Below are 24,632 nucleotides of genomic sequence, written 5' to 3' on the forward strand. Positions count from 1 at the left end.
ATTATAACTTTGAAATAAATTCAACAATTCGTTTACAAGCCAAGCCATCTCCATACGGATTATGCAACTTGCTCATTTGTGTATAGGCGTCTTTACTGTTTAACAACCTATTGGCTTCCGTAACAATTTTATTAGTATCTGTACCAACTAATAGTACGGTTCCAGCTTCTACAGCTTCCGGTCTTTCCGTAGTATCTCTCATTACTAGAACAGGTTTACCTAAACTTGGTGCTTCTTCTTGCACACCTCCACTATCCGTAATAATTAAAAAGGATTGACTCATTAACCAAACAAATGATGGGTAAGAAAGTGGTGCAATTAATTTAATGTTTTCAATACCTTCTAAAAGCTCATAAACTGGCTTTTGTACTTTTGGATTTAGGTGAACTGGATAAATAATTTGAACTTCTGGATTTTCTAATGCAATTTGTTTGAGTGCATTGCAAATATTAATAAATCCTTGCCCATGGTTTTCGCGTCTGTGACCAGTAACTAATACTAACCTTTTAGAAGAGTCTACCAGTGTTTTCAATTCTTCAACCTCATCATCAGAATACGATTCTGAAGTCACTTTGTTTGAACTATATTGAAGTGCATCAATTACCGTGTTTCCTGTTACTAAAATGGAAGATTTATTGATGTTCTCGTTTAATAAATTTTGCTCTGAAGTTGTTGTAGGTGCAAAATGATAATCTGAAACTGAACCTGCAATACTTCTATTTATTTCTTCTGGAAAAGGTGATCGTTTATTAAATGTTCGTAAACCAGCTTCTACATGACATACTTTAGCGCCAGAATAAAATGCTGCAATACTCGCTGCCATAGTCGTTGTAGTATCTCCATGAACATAAACATAATCCGGTTTAAATTCTTCTAAAACGGGTTTTAAACTTGTAATAATATCAGCCGTTAAGGTGTATAAATTTTGATTTGGCTTCATTAAATCTAAATCGAAGTCAGGTATAATTTCAAAAAAAGATAAAACCTGATCTAACATTTCCCTGTGTTGAGCCGTAATGCAAACTTTGGTTTCAAAAGTATCCGAGTTTATCAGAAATTCTTTAACTAAAGGAGCCATTTTGATAGCTTCAGGACGTGTTCCAAAAATGATTAGATTTTTCTTCATTCAAAAGACTTATATTAAATTCAATAAAGTTCTTACAGTCAGCAAAAATACCATAATAATTTGTTTATCCTATTTTAGATAACGAAGAATATATTTGATAAAGGGAACACTAAATGTTTTGTAAACAGTTTATTAGGCTAAAAAGCACCGATTTTTCTTCTAATCTTAAATTATGAACTATTTTAGTAGAAGATAACACAGAATATTGCGGTCTTTGAGCTGGAGTCGGATAGCCAGATGTTGGTATCGGTTTTACTGAAATATCATTTTGGGTGAAATTAAAAATGGCTTGTGCAAAGTCAAACCAACTTAAAACACCTTGATTACTGTAATGATATAAGCCGAATTTCTTATTGTGACTTAATATAATTTCCAAAACAACTTCTGCTAAATCTTTGGCATAGGTTGGACTGCCTAATTGGTCATTTACAACATGTAATTCATCTTTTTCAGAACCTAAACGCAACATGGTTTTCACAAAGTTATTTCCAAATTCAGAATATAACCACGACGTTCTAATTATAAAGTGATTCTCTAAAGCAGACTGAACATTCCTTTCGCCTTCCAGTTTAGATGCACCATAAACATTGATAGGATTTGGTGTATCCGTTTCTAAATAAGGTTCACGTTTAGAACCATCAAACACAAAGTCTGTGGAAATATGAATTAGAACAACGCCATATTTTTTGCAAGCTTCAGCTAAATTTTCAGCTCCTGTAGCATTGATTAAAAAGGCTTCCTCTTTTTCTACTTCAGCTTTATCAACTGCTGTATAAGCTGCACAATTTATGCAATAGTTAAAGCTATTAGATTGAAAGTATGTGTCTACTTGCTCTTGATTTGAAATATCTAAAGTAGCTTTAGTTGCAAAGGTAAAATTAAGAGCTTCATAATTATTGGCTTTATTTAACGCGAATAAAGACTTACCAAGCTGACCGTTAGAACCTGTAACTAAAACGTCTGTTTTCATTTGAAAAAAGCTTCAAATGTTGGCAGCAATTTGTCTTTATCTGATAAAAGCAACTCTTGTTCTGGTAGTTGCCAATCAATATTTAACGTTGGATCGTTATAAATAATTCCAGCTTCCGATTCTTTGTTGTAATAATTATCGCATTTATAAGCAAAAATAGCTGTATCACTCAAAACCACAAATCCATGAGCAAAGCCACGTGGTAGAAAAAATTGTTTTTTGTTCTCTTCAGATAATTCTAAAGCTTGAAACTCACCAAATGTATGGGAATCTTGTCGTACATCAACGGCAATGTCCAAAACACGACCTTTTATAACACGCACGAGTTTGGATTGAGCATAATTTCCAGTTTGAAAATGGAGTCCACGTAAAACGCCTTTTGTGGAAAAAGTCTCATTGTCTTGAATAAAATTGACATGTTGACCCGTTGCCTCAAAAAAGTTTTTCTGATTAAAGCTTTCAAAAAAATAGCCTCTTGAATCCTGAAAAATTTGTGGTTCAAGAATAAAGCAATCCTTTAATTTTGTTTCTGTAATTCCCATTATTTATTCAACATACCTAAAAGATTGATGCCATAACCACTTTTTAATAAAGGTTCTGCTAACGCTCTAAATTGATCTTCTGAAATATAACCCATTTCAAAAGCAGCGGCTTCAATGGAGCCGATTTTTAATCCTTGACGTTGTTCTATAACTTCCACAAATTGTGCTGCCTGCAAAAGCGAATCAAACGTACCGGTATCTAACCAAGCTGTTCCTCTATCCAGAATACTAACACTTAATTTTCCTTGTTCTAAATAGGCTTTATTAACGTCCGTTATTTCCAGCTCACCTCGATGACTGGGTTTGATGTTTTTTGCGACTTCAATAACGGAATTATCATAAAAATAAATACCAGGAACGGCATAGTTAGATTTTGGTTTTTCGGGTTTTTCTTCAATAGACATAACTTGTCCATCATCATTAAAATCTACAACGCCATAACGTTCTGGGTCATTCACGCGATACGCATAAATAATACCACCATCCGGATTATTATTACTCTGAAGCAACTTAGCCAAACCAGAACCATAGAAAATATTATCACCAAGAATTAATGCGACTTTATCTTTTTGAATAAAATCCTCAGCTATTAAAAACGCTTCAGCTAATCCATTAGGATGCTCTTGAACGGCATATTCAAAGGTGCAACCAAACCTCTTACCATCGCCTAATAACTCTTGAAATAAGGGTAAATCTTTAGGTGTAGAAATAATGAGAATTTCGTGTATTCCAGCATACATTAAGGTTGATAACGGATAATAAATCATGGGCTTGTCATAAACAGGCATGAGCTGTTTACTAACCGATAACGTTAATGGATGTAACCGTGTTCCTGATCCTCCTGCTAGAATAATCCCTTTCATCTATTTTTTATATTTATCAAAATACCAATTAATTGTTTTCTTAATGCCTGATTCAAAATTTTCATCAGCTTTCCAGCCTAAATTAGATTCAATTTTTGATGCATCTATCGCATAGCGAAAATCATGACCAGGTCTATCAGAAACAAAGGTAATTTGTTCCTTATAAGCTGTGTTTTTTGGTTTTAATTCGTCTAGTGCTTCACAGATAGTATGAGCTATTTCCAAATTATTTCGTTCATTTTTTCCACCAATATTATAGGTTTCTCCGGCTTTTCCGGTTTGATATGCTAGGTAAATTCCTTTGCAGTGATCCAAAACATATAACCAATCACGAATGTTTTTACCATCGCCATAAATTGGAATATTTTCTCCAGCAATAGCTTTTCTAATTATGGTAGGAATCAACTTTTCATCATGCTGTTTTGGCCCGTAATTATTGGAGCAGTTTGTAGTTACGACATTCATTCCATAGGTATGAAAATAACTACGAACAATAAAATCTGACGATGCTTTCGATGCACTGTATGGACTATTTGGTGCATAGGGTGTGGTTTCTGTAAACAAGCCTGTTTTGCCTAATGTTCCGTAAACCTCATCGGTTGAAATATGTAAAAACCTATTATTCTCACAACCTAATTTTAATTGATTTGGACCATTCATCCAGTGCTTTTTGGCAACATCTAATAGATTAAAGGTTCCAAAAACGTTTGTCTCAATAAAGGTATCCGGGTTTTTGATGGAATTATCTACATGAGATTCTGCTGCAAAATGGATAACACCATTAAACTGATGCTCTTGGAATAGTTTTTCAACTAATTCTCTATCACAAATATCACCTTCAACAAAATGGTATTTATCATTATTAGCTATTTCCGTTAAATTAGAAAGCTCACCTGCATAAGTGAGCTTGTCTAAATTTACAATGGATATATCTTGAAAATTCTCAAGCAAATGAACTATAAAATTTGAGCCAATAAACCCAGCACCTCCAGTTATTAATAACGTGTTATGCTTCATAGTTTTTGACATATTTAACGGTTTTTCTTGTTACGTAAATTACACATAATAGTAAAAAACCAAATAATGGAAATAGCAAAGAATATCGGTCAGACCATTTTTTAGTTTTTTCACCTATCTTTTGAAAGTTTGAAATAACATCAAAATAGACATCTTCATCTACTCTTTTCTCTTGTAATTCTTTTAATTGGTTTCTTAAAACAATTTCTTTTTCTAACAACTCATATTCTTTAGTGTTAGACCGATCTTTACCTAATGAAAAGCTTTCGCCTCCCAAATTAAACTCTTTAGCTTTCGATTTTGAATCACTTTCTAATACGTTAATATAAACCTTTTGTAAGGAATCTACTTGAGTTAATTGCGTTACAATGTTGTTCTTTTGAATGGTAAGTAACGAATCTCTCTTTTTCTTTTTCTTAATAGAATAGTCATTAGTAAATGCTCTGTTTACACCACCTTCCAGCTTGGTAAATATATTGTCATGATAGGCAAGCACGGATATTTTAAATAAGTCACCGCTATAAATACTCCTATTATTTATAAATTCTTCATAACTGACATCGTAGCGTCTAACACTATCCAAGGTTTTTAAAAACGCATAATATTCAACCATTTTTTCGTTTTCTGTTTCAGGCCCCGGTTCAATTTCAAAACCTGCTATTTCAGTAGCTTCTTCTTCACTAATTTCAAAAATATCAGCAATAGTTTCATAATTCCGATTACCCAACAGCGCATTGTAATAGCCTACATTAGTAACAAATTGAAACTTAGAATCAAAATAAGGTCTTACCAACATAGATGAACTATATACCGTTGGTCTGCTGCGCTCCAAAACATAACCAAGTATACCGGCTAAAAGCATAACGATAACAATGATTTTAATGTTAACGATAACAGCTTTTAAAGTATAAATAAAAACAGAAAAAATAGCTATAAAAATAGAAGCTATAAATTTAATTAACCTATTAAAAGCATTCCCTATTACATGAAACAACTGCCCTAAGTCAACTTCTTCCGAATCATTATTAGGCTTATTAGAGTTTTGAGGATTCTCGTTCATATCTATCTACTGATTATTAAAAATTTGTTGTAATATTTTTCTAGTTATTAAATAGGTTGGTTTTACACCTGATGTTCCTAATCCGCCTGATGCTAAAGTTCCGCCTGTTTCTAATGGATTATCACTAGCATAATAGGCGTAACGTACTTTAACGTCTGGATTAATCGTTTTTCTTACTTTGGAAGCCGATTGAATTGCCTTTTGATAATGAGCACCTTCCATTTCCAAACCAATAACATGCCACGTGGAATTATAGAAAAACCTCAAAATATCTTTATTTTGTAATGATGTTCCTAAAACCGTTATCATAGAACCTTCAAAAACAGCCAAACCATGACCATCTAAATCTGCCTTTGATAATTCATTTACAAACGGATAATTATCAGCTGTACCTTCAAAAATATGTGCAGAAGGTATCATAATATCGCCTTTTCCACCTTCCAAAATACCTGCTTTACCCATTATTGAAACGGATGCCACATTTAAATGAATACTTTCATTATCAATCTGAGCCGGTTTTAACAACTCATCAATGGTTTCATAGGCTTGCTCTCCGAAAGCATAATCCATAACAAATATAATAGGTTTTTCGGATTTCTTATCGGTTTTAGCTATTTCTAAATCAGTTTTCGATAAATCTAACTTTTCCGTATCAAAAATCTGCACATCTATGTTGGTTCCAGAAGCGTCTGGTATATAAATCATGCCATTTTCTAAAGCTTGCTTCGTTACCTTGTCTCGTAAGGATTCGTTTTCTTTTTTACTTATTTCTTCGTAAACCTGAAAAATGGTTTTTTTATTTAGCAAACTTTTTAATGCTGTAGGGGCATAAAGCGTATTCATAACACTATGCATATTGGCACTAATTATATGAATTGGTCTTTCTAAAAGATTATTTTTATGTAAAATATTTTTAATATTATCTGCCCATATTTCACCATGAATATGATGACCTAAACGCTCTCTTAAAACAGGACTAAACGTAATGGTACGCTTATTATTATTTATAACTTCCTCAATGGCAAGCTTTCCTAACCAATAAACAATATGCAATAAACGTTCTGGTTGTTCTGGCGTTTGAAATTGTTCGTAAACAAAACGCAACTCATCAAATGTTCTTCCTAAAATATTTGCCGTATGTGTTATGGCAATTTCGCGCTCGTTTTGCGTTAGTTTCTTTTTAGCTAAAACAGCTTTTTCTAACTTAATCCAGTCGCGCGTGGTACCACCAGATTCATCAATTAAAACGCGTTTGCTTATTTTATGAGACTCTACAAACAAAAAGGTCAAGTGGGTTAGAATATCATAAATTTCTGAACGACCTCTTGTAATTTCAATATTCATTTGTTCATCGTCAATGCGATAACAATTTCTGCGCCTTTTTGGAGGAATAATAGCTTTAAAATGGGAATTACCATAACCTTCATCACTAGTCAGGTTAATAAACATACACTCTTCAATGCCTTGAGGTAATCTATCAATAACATATAAAAGACCTTCTAATTCTGCTTTTTCATCACCAATAGATCCATAAATTTCAGGGCGCAAAAGTAATAAAGCCTCACGAAGCGTTTCACCCGAAACACCCATAGGCTTATAAAAACCACGATTAAATAAATGTCTCATGGTAATGTACATTCTTTCTATTGCATTTGAGCTTTCTTGAGCTCTCGTTCTAGCATGATGCTTTTTCTTGTTCATAAAAATTGTTTAATTATCAAATATACTATTATTTAATCAAATTCAAATCGTAGATTTTATCCGCAATTTCCCTATCGTTTGATAAGCGTGGTAATTTATTCTGACCGCCTAATTTCCCTATGGATTTCATATAATCTTGAAAACCATTTTTGGTAATCATTGTTATTTTTAACGGCTGTAAAACACCACCTTTTATTAAATCGAAATAATAACTATTTTGATTCTGTAAAGCCGCATCAATTTTAGTAGCCAATTGAGAAACGTCTGCCACGTCATTTTCAAACTCTATAAACCACTCATGAAATGGTAATCCCGATTCTGGCGTAATTTGAGGTGCAACCGTAAATTCGGAAATTTGAAAATTTGTTCCTTCAATGGCTTCTTTTAAAGCTTGTTCCACTTCCTTCCCTATAACATGTTCTCCAAAAGCAGAAATAAAATGCTTTATTCTACCAGAAACAATTACGCGAAAAGGTTTTATTGATGTAAACATAATTGTATCGCCAACATTGTATGCCCAAAGTCCTGCATTTGTTGAAATAATCATCACATAATTAACACCAATTTTCACATCTTTAAGGGTTAATCTGGTTGGATTCGCGTCAAAAAATGTATCAGCTGAAATAAATTCATAAAAGATGCCAGCATTTAAAAGCAATAACATGCCTTTTTCATCTTGCTTATCTTGATAGGCGAAAAACCCTTCGCTTGCTGGATATAATTCAATGCTATCAACTTTTCGGCCAATTAAGTTTTCAAATTTAGCACGATAGGGTTCATAATTTACACCTCCAAAAATAAAAAGGTTGAAGTTTCTAAAAACATCACCCACTTTCTGACCTGTTTTTTCTTGAATTTTCTCAAAATACATTTGAACCCAAGACGGAATTCCAGAAATAACGGTCATATTTTCTGGAAGCGTTTCTTTAACAATGGCTTCCACCTTGGTTTCCCAATCTTCAATACAATTGGTTTCCCATGAAGGCATGCGATTTTTCTGAAGATATTCCGGTACAAAATGTGCTACAATTCCTGATAGTCGACCTAATTGAACACCGTTCTGCTCATGTAAAACAGGACTTCCTTGTAGAAATATCATTTTTCCAGATACGAATTGTGAATTTCCCGTTTCATGAATGTAGGATAAAATAGCATTTCGAGCAGCCGTAACGTGGGTTGGCATACTTTCTTTGGTTAATGGAATATATTTAGCACCCGATGTGGTTCCAGATGTTTTGGCAAAATACAAGGGTTTTCCTATCCATAATACATTTGATTCTCCTGCAACAACACGTTCTACGTAAGGTTTTAAGTCTTCATAATCGCGAATAGGTACACGTTTTATAAAATCGGTATGATTGTTAATGCTTATAAAATCATGATCAGCTCCAAAGGCTGTGGAAGTCGCTTGACTTATGAGTTCCTGAAACACCTGTTCTTGGGTTTCAATAGGATTATCAATCCACTTTTTCTCTTTTCTAATAATATAACTTGCGAATGGCTTCGCCAATAAAGCTTTTAGTGAAAACATTATTTGAAATCTATAAAATTAGTCGGATTAATAGGGTATCCATCACTCCATAATTCAAAATGCAAATGTGGCCCAGTAGTAATTGAACCTGTATTGCCAGTTGTGGCTATCACTTCGCCTGCCGTTACAACATCACCTTGTACTTTAGTAAGCATGGTATTATGTTTATAAACCGAAATTAAACTTTGGCTATGTTCTAAAATAATAACGTAACCAGCTTCGGTTGTCCAATCGGCAAAAATTACCGTTCCATCAGCAGTTGCTTTAACTGGTGTACCTTTTTCAGCTACAATATCCACAGCAAAATGTTTTTCTTCCACATTGTATTCTTGAGAAATAGTTCCAGAAACAGGTGGAAATAGTATAAAGCTGGAATTGAGTTTTGCCGATTCAAATAAATTGTATTTATCTTCTTTTTTTACTTTTTCTCGTAAAATAGAATCCTCTTTCGTTGGCGATAAATCTATAGTTTTAGCCTCTTGTCTTGTAGCTTCAATAATAGAATCTTTGTTAAAATCTACTTTATCAACTTCACCATACAACACCTTTTTTATAGATGAAAAATACTGCTCATTTATTGCAATAACTTGTTGTAGCGAATCGGTTTTATAATTTAACTCTGTTGCACGTTTTTTAAGTGCCACAGATGAGTAACCAGGAATATATTCTCGAAGTGGTGTAAAAGCAATTAAGATGGTCGTGGCAACAATTAAAAAAATGGCCGATAATGATAATAGAACAAACACATTCAGTCGTGTTAATTTTAAGGAAATACGCTCTTCAAAAGTGTCCTCGTTTAAAATAACCAAACGATACTTATTAAGTAGTTTCTTGGTAAACTTTCTGGATTTCTTCTTTTTATTAGCCATAGGTTCCACAAAATTACTTAAAAATATGGCACTATCGTATTTAGTTCATGCTAAAGTTGGTGTTAAAACGTTTATATTAAACTTTAATTATTAACTTTGTACTTTAAAATAACATACGATGATTTCATTAAGTATATTTTTAGCCCCAGGACCATGGCAAATAGTTTTAATTGTCGTGATTGTTTTACTACTTTTTGGTGGTAAAAAAATCCCTGAATTAATGCGTGGTCTAGGTAGCGGAATTAAAGAATTTAAGGACGCAAGCAAAGAAGAAGAAACTGATAAAAAAGAGTAATCTTTTTTAGTACATACGAAAAAACCCAACCTGTTATCAAGTTGGGTTTTTTTGTATCTTATTGTGATTGTATTTTAATTAAATTTTATAGATTTAATTATAGCTTCCAACTCAAACATATAATCCCGTTTACTAACCGATGGTGCAAAAGCAAAACCTTCAACCACTAGAAGTCGGTTGTTAGCTTTATCATCAATTATATAGTTAACAAATGGTCCAGACATAAAGGCATTTTTAACATCCCAAATACCTCTGGTTTCATAAGCAAATTTATCATTAATGGTGGTTTTAGCTAAAAAAGGTGTGTAGGCATCTTCAGTTATCATAAACGAGCCGTCTAAAGGTCCTGGAATATGCTTTTTCCCAATAGAATCTCGAATTTTTATTATTTGACCAACAACGCTGTCATTGTCTTTAATACTTCCATAAGGAAGCTCATACAATAAAACATTGGTGGTTCCTGTGGTAATATCTTTACGAATCCAGTAGAATTTCCCCTCCTCCGTTGCAATTCTGTAGGCAGATGGGAAGTTTATAGATATGCCTAAATTTTCTTTAATGGTATTGTTTTTATGAAGCGATAATTTAATGCGTCGTTGCTGCTCTTTTATTTCTTCATTTTTTAAAGCCATCACAATTTGGCCCGCATTATCTCTTAATTGTTGCGAAATTTCTTCATCTGTTTTACCTGTTACAACCACCACGCGTTGTGGTCTAGCAAACAAATCTTTTGCGATTTTCACTTTTGCAGAATCACTTTTTTCAATTTTTAAAACAATCCGACTTTGTCGTGCAAAACCCGTAAAAACAACTGGTGGTAATTGACTTAAAATAAAAAGCGGTTCGTCTTGTGGTAAGCCGTGAACTGGAGCAGCCAAAATATTCCGAAGTGTCTCTCCTACTTGACCTTCCCATAATTCATTATCTACAACAACCGACAGATTATTGATTTTTCCCGAAGATTGGGATAAAAGACGTTTATTTGAAGATTTGCTGTCGTTACAGGACGTCATTACAATTAATGACATGAAAATAAGTAATATTTTTTGCATGATGGTACCTAGTTTATACTGATTAGCCTTTGGAAAGTTTTAATGACATTCCTGGTTTTAAATTGTTACCACTAATATCGTTCCAATCTCGAATATTTTGAACAGAAACGCCTGGAAATTTTTGTGAAATACTCCAAAGCGAATCACCACTCTTAACAATATATGTGTTTGGTGTTGATTTTGAAGCACTTGAATTATTTGAACTGCTAGCCTGCGTAGCAGGATTTCTTGGATAAATAGTTAAACGTTGTCCAATACGTAAATTATTACTCCGTAAACCATTCCATTGTTTTATTTGACTTACGCGAACACCATATTTTCTCGCTATTAAGCCCAAATAATCTCCGGATTTTACGCGATATCGTTCCTTACTTTGACTATCAAAAAATTGTGGTAATGGTTTTTCCCGTTCATCCAATTCAGCTTTTGCAGACGTATAGATAGTATCCTCATTGGTTACAAATGTTCCAACAGCTGTTAGTGGTAGTCGTAATGAATAGTTTTCCTCTGCAATAAATGGAATGATATCTAATTTATAAGACGGGTTTAAAAACTGTAACTCTTCTATATTAACACCTGTAGCCTCTGAAACTTGATCTAAAGTAATCATTTGCTTTACATGAATTGTATCGGTTTCAAAATGATGAAATGCTGGTTTTTCAGCAACTAAACCGTGTTCTTCAGCATATTCAATAATATACATGGTAGCCAAAAATGCGGGAAGATATCCTGCTGTTTCACGTGGTAAATTATGACGAATATTCCAGTAATTTTCATAACCACCTGATCGCCTAATAGCTTTTAATACATTTCCTGGTCCCGAATTATAGGCTGCTAATGCTAAATCCCAATCGCCAAACATAGAATATAAAGCCGACAAATATTTAGCTGCTGCTTTGGTGGATTTTATGGGATCGCTACGTTCATCTACATAACTACTCACATTTAAACCATATTCTTTTCCCGTAGCAAACATAAATTGCCATAAACCCGTTGCACCAACACGCGATCTTGCTCGTGGTTTTAAAGCGGATTCTACAATGGCTAAATACTTAACTTCTAAAGGCACATCTTGCGCATCTAGTTCTTGTTCAAACATGGGGAAATAGAAATGACTCAAACCCATTAATCTCTCAAAATGAACACGTCTGTTTTTTAAAAACGATTTAATAACACTTTCTAAAGATGGATTGTACGCAATATTAAATGGCGTTCTGGCATTCAATCGTTCTAAACGGGCTTTTAATGTATCAGTCGGTAAATCTGGATAATAAACTTCCTTGTAATCTAATTTGGAAATAGCTGTGTAAAGTGTATCATACAAAGTGTTACTATATAATTCTTCCCGCCATTTTTCATCTAATTCTGCAGCAAATTTTAAATCTTTAAGCGATTTAATATCAACAGAGTCTGTTTCTATTTCAATCTGCTTTTTATAAAATTGTTGACCATCAATAATAGTATCAACTTCGTAAGACTCGCCAGCAATTAATTGCTCTTCAGGAATATGCGTTTTTATAATTTTCTTGGGAATAGAATCTTGTGCGTAGGTTATTCCCACAGCAAAAAACACTGCAGAAAGACTTAAACGTATGTTATTTTTAGTAAAACAATTCACGTATTTAGGTTTTAAAATTTGGGGTGATATTATTTATATTAATCTAAAATGGCAGCAATTCCGGGAAGGGTTTTACCTTCAAGACTCTCTAACATAGCGCCTCCTCCAGTGCTCACGTAACTAACTTGATCCTCAAATCCAAACTGCTTAACAGCAGCAACCGAATCGCCTCCACCTACTAACGAGAAAGCACCTTCTTTTGTTGCCTCTGCAATGGCATAGCCTAAAGCTATAGTCCCTTTTGCAAAGTTTGGCATTTCAAAAACACCAAGTGGACCATTCCACAAAATAGTTTTAGAATTTTTAACCACAGTGGCAAAAATTTCTTCGGTTACTGGGCCTATATCTAATCCCATCCAACCATCAGGAATTTCATTGACTGCACATGTGTTAGTATGTGCATTATTATCAAAAGCATCAGCAATGATGGCGTCAACTGGTAAATGAACTTCTACATTTTTACGTTTAGCTTTTTCTAAAATGGTATTAGCGAACTCCAATTTATCATCTTCGACTAGCGAATTTCCTATCTTACCGCCTTGTGCTTTAATAAAGGTAAAGGTCATACCACCTCCAATAATTAGATGATCAATCTTATCTAAAATATTATCAATAATGGTAATTTTACTCGACACTTTGGCGCCTCCTAAAATAGCACAAACAGGCTTTTCACCAGTATTCATCACTTTATCAATACTTTTTATTTCTTGGGCTAATAAATAACCAAAACACTTGTTGTCTGGGAAAAATTTAGCCACAATAGTTGTTGATGCATGTGCTCTATGAGCGGTTCCAAACGCATCATTTACATAAATATCGCCTAATTTAGACAATTGTTCTGCAAATTCCTCATTACCAGCAGTTTCTTCTTCATGAAAACGTAAATTTTCTAAAAGAATAATTTGTCCTGGTTTTAAATTATTTACAGCATTTTCAGCTTCTTCACCAACGCAATTAGGAACAAAAAGAACTTCAACACCTAAAATATCTTCAACTTTATCCACAATATGCTTTAATGAAAATTTATCCTCAACACCTTTTGGCCTTCCCAAATGCGACATTAAAATACAACTTCCGCCGTCTTCCAAAATCTTAATAATGGTAGGTTTAGCCGCAAGAATTCGGGTGGTATCACCAACATGAAGATTGTCATCTAAAGGCACATTAAAATCTACACGAATTAAGGCCTTTTTGTTTTCAAAATTAAAATCGTCCAATGTTCTCATAATGCAATTGTGGTATAAATTATTCCTGTTAAAATATGATTTAATATCATGGATTCACAAATATATATTTTTCAGCCAATAATGACTTAACTTTTAGACTTACTTTAATAGTATTCTATATAATTAAAAGCGGTTTTCTTTTAAAGTATGCTTCACAAAAAATGAAAAAAAATATGTAGGTTTGCCGTATGCTATTTAGTGATATTCTAGGTCAGGAACATATAAAAAATCATTTAACACAAAGTGCTGATAACGGCCGAATTCCGCATGCGCAATTGTTTGTAGGGCCCGAAGGTTCAGGTACTTTACCAATGGCTATTGCCTATGCGCAATATATACTTTGTAGTAATATACAAGGTGAAAATACCACGGGAAATGAATCTTGTAATATAAAGTTTAAGAATTTTGGACATCCAGATTTACATTTTGCCTTTCCTGTAGCAGCGAATCAAAAAATTAAAAAACATCCTGTTTCTAGTCATTTTTTGGAAGAATGGCGCGAACTATTAAACCAACAACCGTATGGCAATCTATTTGATTGGTATAAAAAATTAGGCGTTGAAAACAAACAAGGACGAATAGGTGTTGATGAAGCACAAGAAATTGTAAAAGACTTAACCTTAAAGTCTTATGAAGGTGGTTATAAAATAACCATTATTTGGATGGCTGAAAAAATGAACACCGAAGCGGCCAATAAATTGCTGAAATTAATTGAAGAACCACCAAATAAAACCATTTTCATTTTAATTGCTGAAGATGAAGAGCAACTTATCAGCACTATTAAATCGCGTTGTCAAGTATTACATTTCCCACCATTACCGGAAGATGTTATTACCGAAGGTTTAATAAATAGCTATCAAATTGAAGCATCTATTGCTGCAAAAATAGCACATCAAGCACACGGAAATTACAATAAAGCCTGTGATTTAGTATATCATGACAGCGAAGATACCCAATTTGAAACTTGGTTTATTTTCTGGATCCGAAGTGCATTTAAAGCAAAAGGAAACAAAGCTGCTATTCACGATTTAATTTCGTGGAGCGAAGATATTGCCAAAACAGGTCGTGAAACACAAAAGCAATTTTTGCAATTTTGTTTGAATTTTTTCCGTCAAGCCATGCTACTAAATTATGGCGCGGAAGACTTGGTTTATTTAGAGCCCAAAACAGATGGTTTTAAATTGGAAAATTTTGCCCCTTTTGTTCATGGAAATAATATTCTAGATATTTCAAATGAAATTCAAGATGCTATTTATCATATTGAACGTAATGGAAATGCTAAAATTATTCTAACGGATTTATCTATAAAACTAACCCGTTTATTGCATAAAAAAGCCAGCTAAATTAATAGCTGGCTTTATAATATTGTCAGTTTTTAAACCTTATTCTGGTTTTTTATAATCCGCATTTAATGCATCTAAAATCTCTTTAGTCAGATCATTTTTATCATCACCATACATCACACTTCCTGCTTCATTGCTACCTAAAATGTATGTGTAGCCGTTTTTCTTACCGTAATCTTTTACGTACTCACGTACTTTTTTAATCAGGGTATCAATCGTTTGTTGGCTTTCCTCTTGAATCTTACTCTCCTCCAATTGGATACGTTGCTGCAACATTTGTTGTTTCTGTCCTAAAGCTTGATATTCAGCTTGCGCTTGATCTTGTTTCATGCTTTGTGCTTTTAATTGAAATGCTTGTGCTTCTTGTTGAAACGCTTGACCAATACTATCGGTTCTTTTTTCAAAAGCATCAATTTTAGTTTTGAATTCTGCTTCAATGTCAATTTTTTCTTGGTAGTCATTCACCAAGTCCTTATTATTTACAAAACCAATTTTTTGATTTTCCGTGTTACAAGACACGGCAGTTAAAAATAATAAGAATACTACGAATATGTTTTTCATGATCTGATTTTTAATTTTTTTAAATCGGCACAAATGTAATAAAGTAAATAGTTTGTTTTTAAAAAAGGTGCAATTTTTACGCTATAAACATAAATTATAACAAATTAATAATCTATAACAAAAATTGATTGAAAACGACTTGTTTATACGATGCTTTAAAAAGAGTTGAAAGTTTTTGAAGCACAGAATATGCAGAAGCCTTAAAAATGGGCTTATTTCGCCTTAAATTGCGTTTTAAGCCTTTTTTACAACATAAATAAGCGAAGAATAGGCGCCAGACCGTTTAGCCGCGCGATTAGAACGAAATCCAATTCTAAATGCCTTTAAAAAATTCATTTTCCCTGTTTTATATTTTTCAGAAAGTAGACTAACATAATATGCATCAAAAATCATGGGTTTTGTTTCCACAATTTTTAAACCCTGTTTCTCCATTAATTGCTTCATGCCTTTTTCTGAAAAATGCCAAAGATGTCTTGGCACATCATAGGCTGCCCAAAAATTCTGGTAGTATTCAGCATCGTAACTATTATAATTAGGAACAGCAATAATCAAAGTTCCGGAATTTCTTAATAGTCTTTTATATGAAATGATCTGTTCTTGAAAATCTGGCAAATGTTCTAATACATGCCAAAGGGTAATAACCTCAAAACTTTCATTTTTTAAATTAGAAAGTTCATGTGCATCTTGAACGGCATCCTGTGTTTTACCATTTGCTATTTTACGTGCTTCTGCATTAGGTTCAATTCCAGAAACTGTCCAATTATTCTGTTGCGCTGCTTGCAAAAAATCGCCAGTTCCACAACCAATATCTAATAACGATTTATCTGAAGTAGTATAAGAATTAATTAATTTCAGTTTGCGTTTTAGCGCAATGGAACGAATAGCATGGTACGCTTTTTCAAAGAGGTTTCGTTTAGAATCTGTGTGGGAAATATAATCTTCACTTTTATAATAAGCAGGTAAGTCTTCTAAATTAGGTTGTGGTGTTGTTACCAAAATTTCAAATTCTGGATGCCTTTCTAATTGAAATATTTCATTGGAAACGGAATAATCTTTAACCTGAAAATCTATTCTATTCGTACTCACTTCTATTCTTTTACTATGCTTAATATTATGATTTTTGAAGAAAACACTCCGAACGTTCCACGTGGAACATTAAAAAATTAGCGTCCTAAATAAACTAATAATACCGAAATATCACTTGGTGAAACACCACTAATTCGAGATGCTTGAGAAATAGTAACTGGTTGAATTTTATTCAACTTACCACGTGCCTCCATACTCATAGATTGCATGTTTGTATAATCAAAATTCTTCGGTATTTTTATATTTTCTAGCCTCGTTAACTTATCCGCATTGTTCTTTTCCTTATTAATATACCCAGCGTATTTAACTTGAATTTCGGCCTGCTCTATTTCTTCCGTATCCAAATTCTGTTCTATAATATACGCATCAACACTTGCCACTTTACGCATATCATGTATGGTGATATTCGGTCTAGCAAATATTTTAAACATCTTATCAGATTGTGACATAGGTGCAGAATCATTCGCTTCCAAAATCGGATTTATCTCTTCTGGCTTAACACTAGTTTCTTTAAAAAAGTCAACAAAAGCTTCCGCCTTACTATGCTTTTCCTCCATACGTTTTAAACGCTTTTCTGATGCCAAACCTAAATCGAAAGCCATAGGTGTTAATCGGATATCCGCATTATCTTGACGCAACAATGTTCTATATTCCGCGCGAGATGTAAACATTCTATAAGGCTCTTCGGTTCCCTTGGTAATCAAATCGTCCACCAAAACACCTATATACGCTTCACTTCTTGTTAGTATAAAAGGATCACGTTCTTGAACTTTTAAGCTGGCATTAATTCCTGCCATTAATCCCTGAGAAGCGGCTTCCTCATAACCCGTAGTTCCATTAATTTGGCCTGCGAAATATAAACCTTCAACTAACTTGGTTTCTAATGTGTGTTGTAATTGTGTTGGTGGAAAATAATCGTATTCAATAGCATATCCTGGACGGAAAAATTTCACATTTTCAAAACCAGCAACCGAACGCAATGCTTTAAATTGGACATCCTCTGGCAAGGATGTTGAGAAGCCATTTACATAATATTCTACGGTATCCCAACCTTCCGGCTCCACAAATAATTGATGTCTATCTTTATCGGCAAACCTATTAATTTTATCTTCAATAGACGGACAATATCGCGGCCCTAAACTTTGAATCCGTCCGTTAAACATGGGAGACCTATCAAAACCTTCACGCAGTAAATCATGAACCTCATTACTAGTATATGTTAGATGACAAGAGCGTTGTTTAGTTAACGGTTTAGTAACATCTAAATACGAGAATTTTTCTGGAACAGCATCACCTGGTTGCTCAACCATTTTAGAAAAATCTAATGAACGTCCATCTACTCGAGGCGGTGTTCCTGTTTTCATTCTACCAGATTCAAAACCTAATTGAACAAGTTGCTCCGTGATTCCGGTTGCAGCTCTTTCGCCCGCTCGTCCACCACCAAAATTTTTGTCACCAATATGAATTAAACCATTTAAAAAAGTACCATTCGTTAGAACAACACTTTTGGTTCTTATCTCTATTCCTAACGACGTTTTTACACCAACAACTTTATGATTTTCTACTATTAATCCTGAAACCATTTCCTGATAGAAATCCAAATTTTTAGTTTGCTCTAACATATTCCGCCAATCTTCAGCAAAACGCATCCGGTCACTTTGAACCCGTGGACTCCACATAGCAGGTCCTTTAGACTTGTTTAGCATTTTAAACTGAATAGCAGACGTATCACTTACAATACCACTATAACCTCCCAGCGCATCAATTTCACGAACAATCTGACCTTTAGCAATTCCACCCATAGCAGGATTGCATGACATTTGCGCAATATTTTGCAAATTCATGGTTATAAGAAGCGTTTTACTTCCCATATTGGCAGCAGAAGCAGCAGCCTCACTTCCAGCGTGACCTCCTCCTACTACAATTACATCGTAAACTTCGTTAAACATGTCTACTGGATTTATATGATTGAATTGTTCCACGTGGAACAATGAATTTATAGTTTTACTTTTATCTTAGAGTTTAAAAAGAATTCCAAAATTAAAAGTCTGCAAATATACGATATATTATGAGATATCTTTTAGCACCTTCAGATAGTGATTTTCCATACTTCGCATGGCTTCAGATTCAGCTTCCGATTTATCTTTATAACCACAATAATGTAACACACCATGAACCATAACCCGATGCAACTCATCACTAAAAGACGCCTTGAAATCTTGCGCATTATCAGCTACACGTTCAGTGGAAATATAAATATCCCCCTGTATGACATTTCCTACAGTATAATCAAAACTGATAACATCGGTTAGGGTGTCGTGATCGAGATATTCCACATTTAAATTATGTAAATAATCATCATCACAAAAAATATAGTTGATTTCACCCAACTCAAAATTTTCAGAAACAATCACACGTTCTATCCAAGTTTGCAGTATTTGAATATTATCTATTTCAAAATCGTTTTCGTAATTAAAACTAATCATTGGCTTTTTTAAAATACTCTTGAACTTTCTTTTTATAAACTGGCTGCAAAGGTAAACTTTGGCGATTTAAAATCTCAATGGTATTGAAATATTGTTTAGCCGTGGGAATTTGATTATTCGTATTATTTTGAAATTCTTCACGATTTGTATTCGCTTTACGTTTCGTATCTTCACCTTGCTCCAGGGCTGCATTTTCCATTTTCAATAATTGATGCTGTAAATTCATCATTTTTTGAAGCGTTTGATTGGTAAAACCTTTATTCAATAAATCCATTTCCACGTCTTCCATCTGCTTTAAAATTGCATTACCAATACCATTTTTTCCTTCCTTGGCCAATTTATCTTGTAAAGCTTGACGGATTTCTTGCTGCTGCTGATATATTCTAAACAACTCCCCTTTACTAATTTCGCTGCCTTCACCTTCACCCATTTGGCTTCCTTCTTGATTGCCATTTTTACCTTCTTTTCCAGGCTTACCTTCTTGCCCACTTTTACCATCTTCACCAGGTTTATCGCCTTCTTTTTTGCCTTTTTCACCCTTCTCGCCTTCACCTTCGTCTTTGGGTTCACCTTTTTCACCCTTCTTCATGCCATCTTGCATTTCCTTATTCAATTCTTCCTGACTCTTTATAATATCTGGTAATCCTTGTTCAGGTTTTCCACCACTACCAGCTCCAGATGCTTGCATTTGCATCTGCATCTGATTCATAATATCACTTAAAAAATTAGCTAAATTATTAGCGGCTGTTATGGTGTATTGTTGATTAGCTATACCTTGATACAATCTATTTTCCGAAAATTGCTCCAGCGATTTATCGATATTAAAAAACACGTCTGATATTTCCTTATTTACCGATTCTGATAATTTAGGTTGACGCAATGATAAAGCAAAAAGACTATCATCCACGTGAGAGAAATGTTCTTTTAAATCGTTCTGTTTCCGTAAATAGGTGGCATATTTATTATGGTTAATTTCAATGCCTTTAAACCGTTCCATTAAATTTTCTTGATCGAATGAAAACAAGATAAGGTTATCTAAAATCTGACGCAACATATCCAGATCCTCCTGCATCTGCTCGCCTCCTCCAGATTGCATGGCCATCTTCATTTTCTCACCCATTTGTTTCATTTTCTCAGCAGCTTGCTTTTGCTTCTTTTGAGCATTTTGCTGATTCTTTTCAGCATCTTCATCCTGATTTTGTCCTTCGTTTTCTTCTTTTTCGCCTAACTCATCAGAGGCTTCCTTTTGATCTTTTTTAATGGATTCTTCCTGCTTCTCATCATTTGGAACATCCATAGGTTGTTTCAAATCCTGATTATCTTTTTGCAATTCTTCTAAAGACTTCTGAAAATCTTCAAACTTTTCGTTCAAATCATCTTGTGATTCTTTGGTGTTTTTTTCTTTTGTCTCTTCAGCTAATTTCTCCTGTTCCTCTGCTAATTTTTCGAGATCTTGTTGTAGCTTTTCTAATTTTTTAGCCACATAATATCGCTTCGTCAATTCCAATAATTGTTCTAAACTCCGCTTCTGATTTTTATTTTGTTTGGCTAGTTCTTCAAGTTTTTCACTTAATTCTTCTTTATTGATTTTCTCTTGAAGTTTCTCCAACTCTTCCAAAAGTTTCTCATCCTTTTTAAGCTGCTCTTCATTTTCCTTTAAACGTTCCTTTAAATCTTCTTTAAAAATATCTTCTTCTTTATTTTCTTTTTGAAATTCCTCTAAATTTTCTTCTAATTTCTTATTGAAATTTTTCATCATGTCTTCCTGTTGCTTCTGACGCTTCAAAAAGTTTTCAAATTTCTTTTTATCATTGAAATTCAATTCGGATTTTTCTTTTTGTGTTTTAGAAAATTCTTCAAGCTCTTTTTCGCGCTCGCTCATTTTCTCCAAAGATTTATTTAAATCCTTAATGGTTTCATTTTGTTGTTGCAACTGTTTGTCTTCAGTTTCCGCTTGTGTTAACTTTCTATAGCTATAGGTCTTACTTTTGGTGCTTTTAAAATTGCTAATAACATCATTATCAAATACTTGAAAGTATAAATCATAACTCACACCTTCAATAAGTTCCAAATTATTAGGAAAAGCGGTTATAAATTCACCAATATTCCCATTGGAAATAGGAATAGCTTCTGTTTTACGCTGTTTTTCATCAGCAGACGGATAGTAAACCAATTGCAACTTGCGTAAGCCATAATCATCCGTTGCTTGCCCATAGAAATACATGCTTTGTTGATTCATGCTGTCAATTTCCATCTTTACGCGAAGTTCTGGATAATCATCTTTTATAACATCAATAGAAAATGCCAAACGTTCATAATCTTTTAAAGAATTATTACTAGTAGATATGGTATAATCAAACGCATTATACACTGTTTTTGTTAGGTTGAAATCACCTGTATTTTCAGTTGCAAATTGTAACGTATCGGTTGTATACAATTGTACATTCTCCGTTGCTTTTGTTTGTAAGTTCCAGGATACTTTGGTGCCTTGAGGAATAACGGCATTTCCGGTTCCTGTTAATACTTCATCTACTTTATTAATGTAGGATGGATAATCTAAAACCATCTCGAACCCCATAATTGATGGGACTTCAGAAACTTTTAGCACATACGGCTTTGAGGTTACCGAATTGGCATTAAGTTGGAATTCTATATCATTTTTTAAGCGACTAAAAACAAACTCGAAATCGCCAGCACCTTTTTGTTGCAGAAAATAGGTTTCATTATTATAGGTGATTTTAGCATTTTCAGGAATCACATTTCCTACGGTTTTCACGTGTAACGTAAAGTCTTTGTTTTCCGTTGTCGTTAAATTTTCATTCACTACAAAAAACTGAAAAGGCGCAGGTGGTTCATACGCCGTATTATGGTTAACAACGCGATTATAACTATCGCTAAACCAACTTATTTGTCCTGATAAAACCGATAATAAAATAATAACTATAGGAATAGCAGCATATTTTACATAGCGTAAATTCTGCTTGAAATTGATGGCCAATTTAAAAGGAATAGGCTGTAATTCTTCAGATTTCTGATTGATACTTGCCAGTAATAATTCAGATTCAACACCTTGCTCTTTCAACTGTAAAACATTCAGCAATTTATCATTGACTTCAGGGAAATGTGTACCGATAATTTTGGAAGCTTGCACGTAATCTATTCCTTTTTTTAATTTAAATAGTTGCGCTAAAGGCATGGCTATAAATTTGATAAATAAGCCGATTTCAACTGCAACAAAAACCCAAAATAAAATAGTTCTAGACGTGGTATTTAGCCAAAAAACATATTCAACGAATAGCGTAAATAGAAAGTATAGAAATCCAATAGCAAAAAATAATATGCTACCTTTTATAAGCTCGTTTGTGTAATAACGCCTTACAAAAGCTTCTAATTTCTGAAGAATGATATTAAAATGAGACACGTTTTTTATTGATTTTCTTTTCAACCTACTAAACTACAATTTTTTTTGGTCGATAATAATCTATAATTGATAACATTATGTTAACAAAAGCGTCTTGAAAACAGGGTTTTACTCCAATTTGCACCAAATTTGATAAAAACATCAGGCTTTTATAAGTCACAATATTGAATTTATCCGCTTCTCTGTCGCTTTATGCTAATTTCTTTGCGGTTTGTTAATTGCTATTCTATCTTTGCGCTATCAAAACAAAAAACATGTCAAAACCCGTACGCGTGCGCTTTGCACCAAGTCCAACAGGACCTTTACATATAGGTGGTGTTCGCACAGCCCTTTTCAACTATTTATTTGCTAAAAAACACAACGGAACGTTTATACTTCGTATTGAAGATACGGATCAAAATCGTTTTGTTGAAGGTGCAGAAAACTACATTGAAGAATCTTTAAAATGGTGTGGTATTACGGTTGACGAAGGTGTAAATACCAACGAGAAATTTGGCCCATACAGACAAAGTGAGCGTAAAGAGATTTATAAAAAATATGCAGATCAGTTAATTGCGAATGGCAAAGCTTATTATGCATTTGATGCCGCAGACGATTTAGACACACACCGAAAAAATCATGAAGCTGAAGGGAAAACCTTTATTTACAATTGGCATAATCGTGAAAAAGGCCGTTTGGTAAACTCGCTCGTGCTGTCTGCTGAAGAAACGCAAGCAAAACTAGATGCTGGTGATGATTATGTGATTCGTTTTTTATCACCTCAAGATGAAACACTGCATTTAACAGATATAATTCGTGGTAAAATGACCATTGATACCAATATTTTAGATGATAAAGTATTGTTTAAAAGTGATGGTTTACCAACCTATCATTTAGCCAATATTGTGGACGACCATTTAATGGAAATTTCCCATGTTATTCGTGGCGAAGAATGGTTACCATCTTTAGCATTGCATTATCAATTATATGATGCTTTTGGTTGGGAAAAGCCTGAATTTGCACATTTACCATTGATTTTAAAACCAACCGGAAAAGGAAAGTTAAGCAAGCGCGATGGCGATAAACTCGGTTTTCCTGTATTTCCATTGGCCTATAAAGATCATCAAACAGGCGATGTGTCTTTAGGCTATCGCGAAGCTGGTTATTTTCCAGAAGCTGTTGTCAACTTCCTAGCCTTTTTAGGTTGGAATCCAGGAACAGAACAGGAAATTTTTAGCATGGACGAGCTGATTGCTGCCTTCGATTTAAACCGTGTGAATAAAGCAGGAGCCCGTTTTGATCCAGACAAAACCAAATGGTTTAACCACCATTATATGCAAGAGCAATATAATGATGATTTAGCTATTACGTTCAAGCAAATTCAACCAGAATTAGCCGAAATTGATGTGAATTATGTAGAACTCGTAGTCGCACTGATTAAAGAACGCGCAACCTTTGTTACTGATTTTTGGGCATTAAGTCACTTTTTCTTCCAAACGCCAACCGATTTAGACGAAAAAGCGGTTAAAAAAGCATGGAAAGAGGATTCTCCAGAACTTATGACGCAAGTCGTTTCAGTTATTGAATCTGTGGAGGATTTTACAGTTGAAAACCTTCAAACTGAATTAAAAGGTTGGATTACCAAAAACGAAATAGGTTTTGGTAAAGTCATGATGCCCTTGCGACTCGCGTTAGTTGGCGCCTTACAAGGACCTGAAGTGTTTGATATTATGTATTTAATTGGTAAAGAAGAAACCAAACGTCGTATTGAGAATTTGGTGAATACGTTAGGATAATTTTTAATAATAAGAAGATTGGAGTTTATACTGGATTGTTAAGTCTTGATGATTTTCAACGTTCTAAAATTCATTTTTATTTATGGATAT

20 protein-coding genes are annotated in these 24,632 nt (G+C 33.8%); 3 read left to right on the forward strand and 17 right to left on the reverse strand.

Annotated elements, in window-relative coordinates; genetic code table 11:
- Position 1: 1 nt before the first annotated feature.
- The 9 genes from wecB to ES675_RS02865 all read right to left on the reverse strand — a co-directional run bounded on the left by wecB (position 2) and on the right by ES675_RS02865 (position 9,679).
- The gene (gene wecB, locus ES675_RS02825) at positions 2-1,126 is read right to left on the reverse strand and encodes a non-hydrolyzing UDP-N-acetylglucosamine 2-epimerase (protein ID WP_066254155.1); all 1,125 of its coding nucleotides are present in this window, start codon (positions 1,124-1,126) and stop codon (positions 2-4) included.
- Between the two features lie 109 nt (positions 1,127-1,235).
- Entirely contained in the window at positions 1,236-2,096 is an 861-nt protein-coding gene (gene rfbD / locus ES675_RS02830; RefSeq protein ID WP_066254158.1) for a dTDP-4-dehydrorhamnose reductase, read from the reverse strand.
- Complete coding sequence (gene rfbC, locus ES675_RS02835) at positions 2,093-2,638, reverse strand: dTDP-4-dehydrorhamnose 3,5-epimerase (RefSeq protein WP_066254161.1); 546 nt, start codon at positions 2,636-2,638, stop codon at positions 2,093-2,095. The genes rfbD and rfbC overlap by 4 nt, the downstream gene beginning before the upstream one ends.
- Positions 2,638-3,501, reverse strand: a complete 864-nt coding sequence (gene rfbA / locus ES675_RS02840; protein WP_066254163.1) for a glucose-1-phosphate thymidylyltransferase RfbA — start codon at positions 3,499-3,501, stop codon at positions 2,638-2,640. Before rfbA ends, rfbC begins: the two co-directional genes overlap by 1 nt.
- Positions 3,502-4,518, reverse strand: a complete 1,017-nt coding sequence (gene rfbB / locus ES675_RS02845) for a dTDP-glucose 4,6-dehydratase (protein ID WP_066254226.1) — start codon at positions 4,516-4,518, stop codon at positions 3,502-3,504.
- On the reverse strand, positions 4,508-5,578 hold the full coding sequence (locus ES675_RS02850; RefSeq protein WP_066254166.1) for a hypothetical protein: 1,071 nt from the start codon (positions 5,576-5,578) through the stop codon (positions 4,508-4,510). The genes rfbB and ES675_RS02850 overlap by 11 nt, the downstream gene beginning before the upstream one ends.
- Before the next feature lie 6 nt (positions 5,579-5,584).
- A complete protein-coding gene (locus tag ES675_RS02855) occupies positions 5,585-7,279 on the reverse strand; it encodes a DUF6909 family protein (protein WP_066254170.1) in 1,695 nt (564 codons plus the stop codon).
- A gap of 28 nt (positions 7,280-7,307) precedes the next feature.
- The gene (locus ES675_RS02860; protein ID WP_066254173.1) at positions 7,308-8,810 is read right to left on the reverse strand and encodes a GH3 family domain-containing protein; all 1,503 of its coding nucleotides are present in this window, start codon (positions 8,808-8,810) and stop codon (positions 7,308-7,310) included.
- On the reverse strand, positions 8,810-9,679 hold the full coding sequence (locus ES675_RS02865) for a M23 family metallopeptidase (protein ID WP_066254176.1): 870 nt from the start codon (positions 9,677-9,679) through the stop codon (positions 8,810-8,812). Before ES675_RS02865 ends, ES675_RS02860 begins: the two co-directional genes overlap by 1 nt.
- A 118-nt stretch (positions 9,680-9,797) precedes the next feature.
- Between ES675_RS02865 and ES675_RS02870 the strand changes: the two genes are divergently transcribed.
- A complete protein-coding gene (locus tag ES675_RS02870; RefSeq protein ID WP_066254180.1) occupies positions 9,798-9,974 on the forward strand; it encodes a twin-arginine translocase TatA/TatE family subunit in 177 nt (58 codons plus the stop codon).
- Positions 9,975-10,048: 74 nt separating this feature from the next.
- Here ES675_RS02870 and ES675_RS02875 read toward each other — a convergent pair whose 3' ends face one another.
- Genes ES675_RS02875 through ES675_RS02885 form a run of 3 tightly spaced genes read right to left on the reverse strand, consistent with a single transcriptional unit; the run spans position 10,049 to position 13,870 of the window.
- Entirely contained in the window at positions 10,049-11,026 is a 978-nt protein-coding gene (locus tag ES675_RS02875) for a DUF4837 family protein (RefSeq protein WP_066254182.1), read from the reverse strand.
- Between the two features lie 22 nt (positions 11,027-11,048).
- Complete coding sequence (locus tag ES675_RS02880; protein ID WP_082985967.1) at positions 11,049-12,644, reverse strand: lytic transglycosylase domain-containing protein; 1,596 nt, start codon at positions 12,642-12,644, stop codon at positions 11,049-11,051.
- 38 nt (positions 12,645-12,682) lie between these two features.
- Entirely contained in the window at positions 12,683-13,870 is a 1,188-nt protein-coding gene (locus ES675_RS02885) for a phosphoglycerate kinase (RefSeq protein ID WP_066254185.1), read from the reverse strand.
- A 188-nt stretch (positions 13,871-14,058) separates the two neighbouring features.
- On the opposite strand from ES675_RS02885, the gene ES675_RS02890 reads away from it, so the two are divergent.
- Complete coding sequence (locus tag ES675_RS02890) at positions 14,059-15,213, forward strand: DNA polymerase III subunit (protein ID WP_066254187.1); 1,155 nt, start codon at positions 14,059-14,061, stop codon at positions 15,211-15,213.
- Between the two features lie 39 nt (positions 15,214-15,252).
- Here ES675_RS02890 and ES675_RS02895 read toward each other — a convergent pair whose 3' ends face one another.
- The 5 genes from ES675_RS02895 to ES675_RS02915 form a co-directional block, all read right to left on the reverse strand.
- Positions 15,253-15,774, reverse strand: a complete 522-nt coding sequence (locus tag ES675_RS02895) for an OmpH family outer membrane protein (RefSeq protein ID WP_066254190.1) — start codon at positions 15,772-15,774, stop codon at positions 15,253-15,255.
- A gap of 234 nt (positions 15,775-16,008) precedes the next feature.
- Positions 16,009-16,866, reverse strand: a complete 858-nt coding sequence (locus ES675_RS02900; RefSeq protein ID WP_066254194.1) for a class I SAM-dependent methyltransferase — start codon at positions 16,864-16,866, stop codon at positions 16,009-16,011.
- A gap of 71 nt (positions 16,867-16,937) precedes the next feature.
- Complete coding sequence (gene mnmG, locus ES675_RS02905; protein WP_066254235.1) at positions 16,938-18,809, reverse strand: tRNA uridine-5-carboxymethylaminomethyl(34) synthesis enzyme MnmG; 1,872 nt, start codon at positions 18,807-18,809, stop codon at positions 16,938-16,940.
- Between the two features lie 117 nt (positions 18,810-18,926).
- Positions 18,927-19,346 (reverse strand): rRNA maturation RNase YbeY, encoded by a 420-nt coding sequence (gene ybeY, locus ES675_RS02910; protein ID WP_066254196.1) that lies wholly within the window; start codon positions 19,344-19,346, stop codon positions 18,927-18,929.
- The gene (locus tag ES675_RS02915; protein ID WP_066254238.1) at positions 19,339-22,767 is read right to left on the reverse strand and encodes a DUF4175 family protein; all 3,429 of its coding nucleotides are present in this window, start codon (positions 22,765-22,767) and stop codon (positions 19,339-19,341) included. The genes ybeY and ES675_RS02915 overlap by 8 nt, the downstream gene beginning before the upstream one ends.
- A 254-nt stretch (positions 22,768-23,021) precedes the next feature.
- On the opposite strand from ES675_RS02915, the gene gltX reads away from it, so the two are divergent.
- Entirely contained in the window at positions 23,022-24,542 is a 1,521-nt protein-coding gene (gltX, locus tag ES675_RS02920) for a glutamate--tRNA ligase (protein ID WP_066254199.1), read from the forward strand.
- Positions 24,543-24,632 lie beyond the last annotated feature (90 nt).

The organism is Algorimicrobium algoritergicola (assembly GCF_008086165.1).
GTDB classification, from domain to species: Bacteria; Bacteroidota; Bacteroidia; order Flavobacteriales; family Flavobacteriaceae; genus Algorimicrobium; species Algorimicrobium algoritergicola.

Coding starts and splice junctions, on each gene's coding strand:
- wecB (WP_066254155.1), bottom strand. CDS start 1,126: ATGAAGAAAAATCTAATCATTTTTGGAACACGTCCTGAAGCTATCAAA.
- rfbD (WP_066254158.1), bottom strand. CDS start 2,096: ATGAAAACAGACGTTTTAGTTACAGGTTCTAACGGTCAGCTTGGTAAG.
- rfbC (WP_066254161.1), bottom strand. CDS start 2,638: ATGGGAATTACAGAAACAAAATTAAAGGATTGCTTTATTCTTGAACCA.
- rfbA (WP_066254163.1), bottom strand. CDS start 3,501: ATGAAAGGGATTATTCTAGCAGGAGGATCAGGAACACGGTTACATCCA.
- rfbB (WP_066254226.1), bottom strand. CDS start 4,518: ATGAAGCATAACACGTTATTAATAACTGGAGGTGCTGGGTTTATTGGC.
- ES675_RS02850 (WP_066254166.1), bottom strand. CDS start 5,578: ATGAACGAGAATCCTCAAAACTCTAATAAGCCTAATAATGATTCGGAA.
- ES675_RS02855 (WP_066254170.1), bottom strand. CDS start 7,279: ATGAACAAGAAAAAGCATCATGCTAGAACGAGAGCTCAAGAAAGCTCA.
- ES675_RS02860 (WP_066254173.1), bottom strand. CDS start 8,810: ATGTTTTCACTAAAAGCTTTATTGGCGAAGCCATTCGCAAGTTATATT.
- ES675_RS02865 (WP_066254176.1), bottom strand. CDS start 9,679: ATGGCTAATAAAAAGAAGAAATCCAGAAAGTTTACCAAGAAACTACTT.
- ES675_RS02870 (WP_066254180.1), top strand. CDS start 9,798: ATGATTTCATTAAGTATATTTTTAGCCCCAGGACCATGGCAAATAGTT.
- ES675_RS02875 (WP_066254182.1), bottom strand. CDS start 11,026: ATGCAAAAAATATTACTTATTTTCATGTCATTAATTGTAATGACGTCC.
- ES675_RS02885 (WP_066254185.1), bottom strand. CDS start 13,870: ATGAGAACATTGGACGATTTTAATTTTGAAAACAAAAAGGCCTTAATT.
- ES675_RS02890 (WP_066254187.1), top strand. CDS start 14,059: ATGCTATTTAGTGATATTCTAGGTCAGGAACATATAAAAAATCATTTA.
- ES675_RS02895 (WP_066254190.1), bottom strand. CDS start 15,774: ATGAAAAACATATTCGTAGTATTCTTATTATTTTTAACTGCCGTGTCT.
- mnmG (WP_066254235.1), bottom strand. CDS start 18,809: ATGTTTAACGAAGTTTACGATGTAATTGTAGTAGGAGGAGGTCACGCT.
- ybeY (WP_066254196.1), bottom strand. CDS start 19,346: ATGATTAGTTTTAATTACGAAAACGATTTTGAAATAGATAATATTCAA.
- gltX (WP_066254199.1), top strand. CDS start 23,022: ATGTCAAAACCCGTACGCGTGCGCTTTGCACCAAGTCCAACAGGACCT.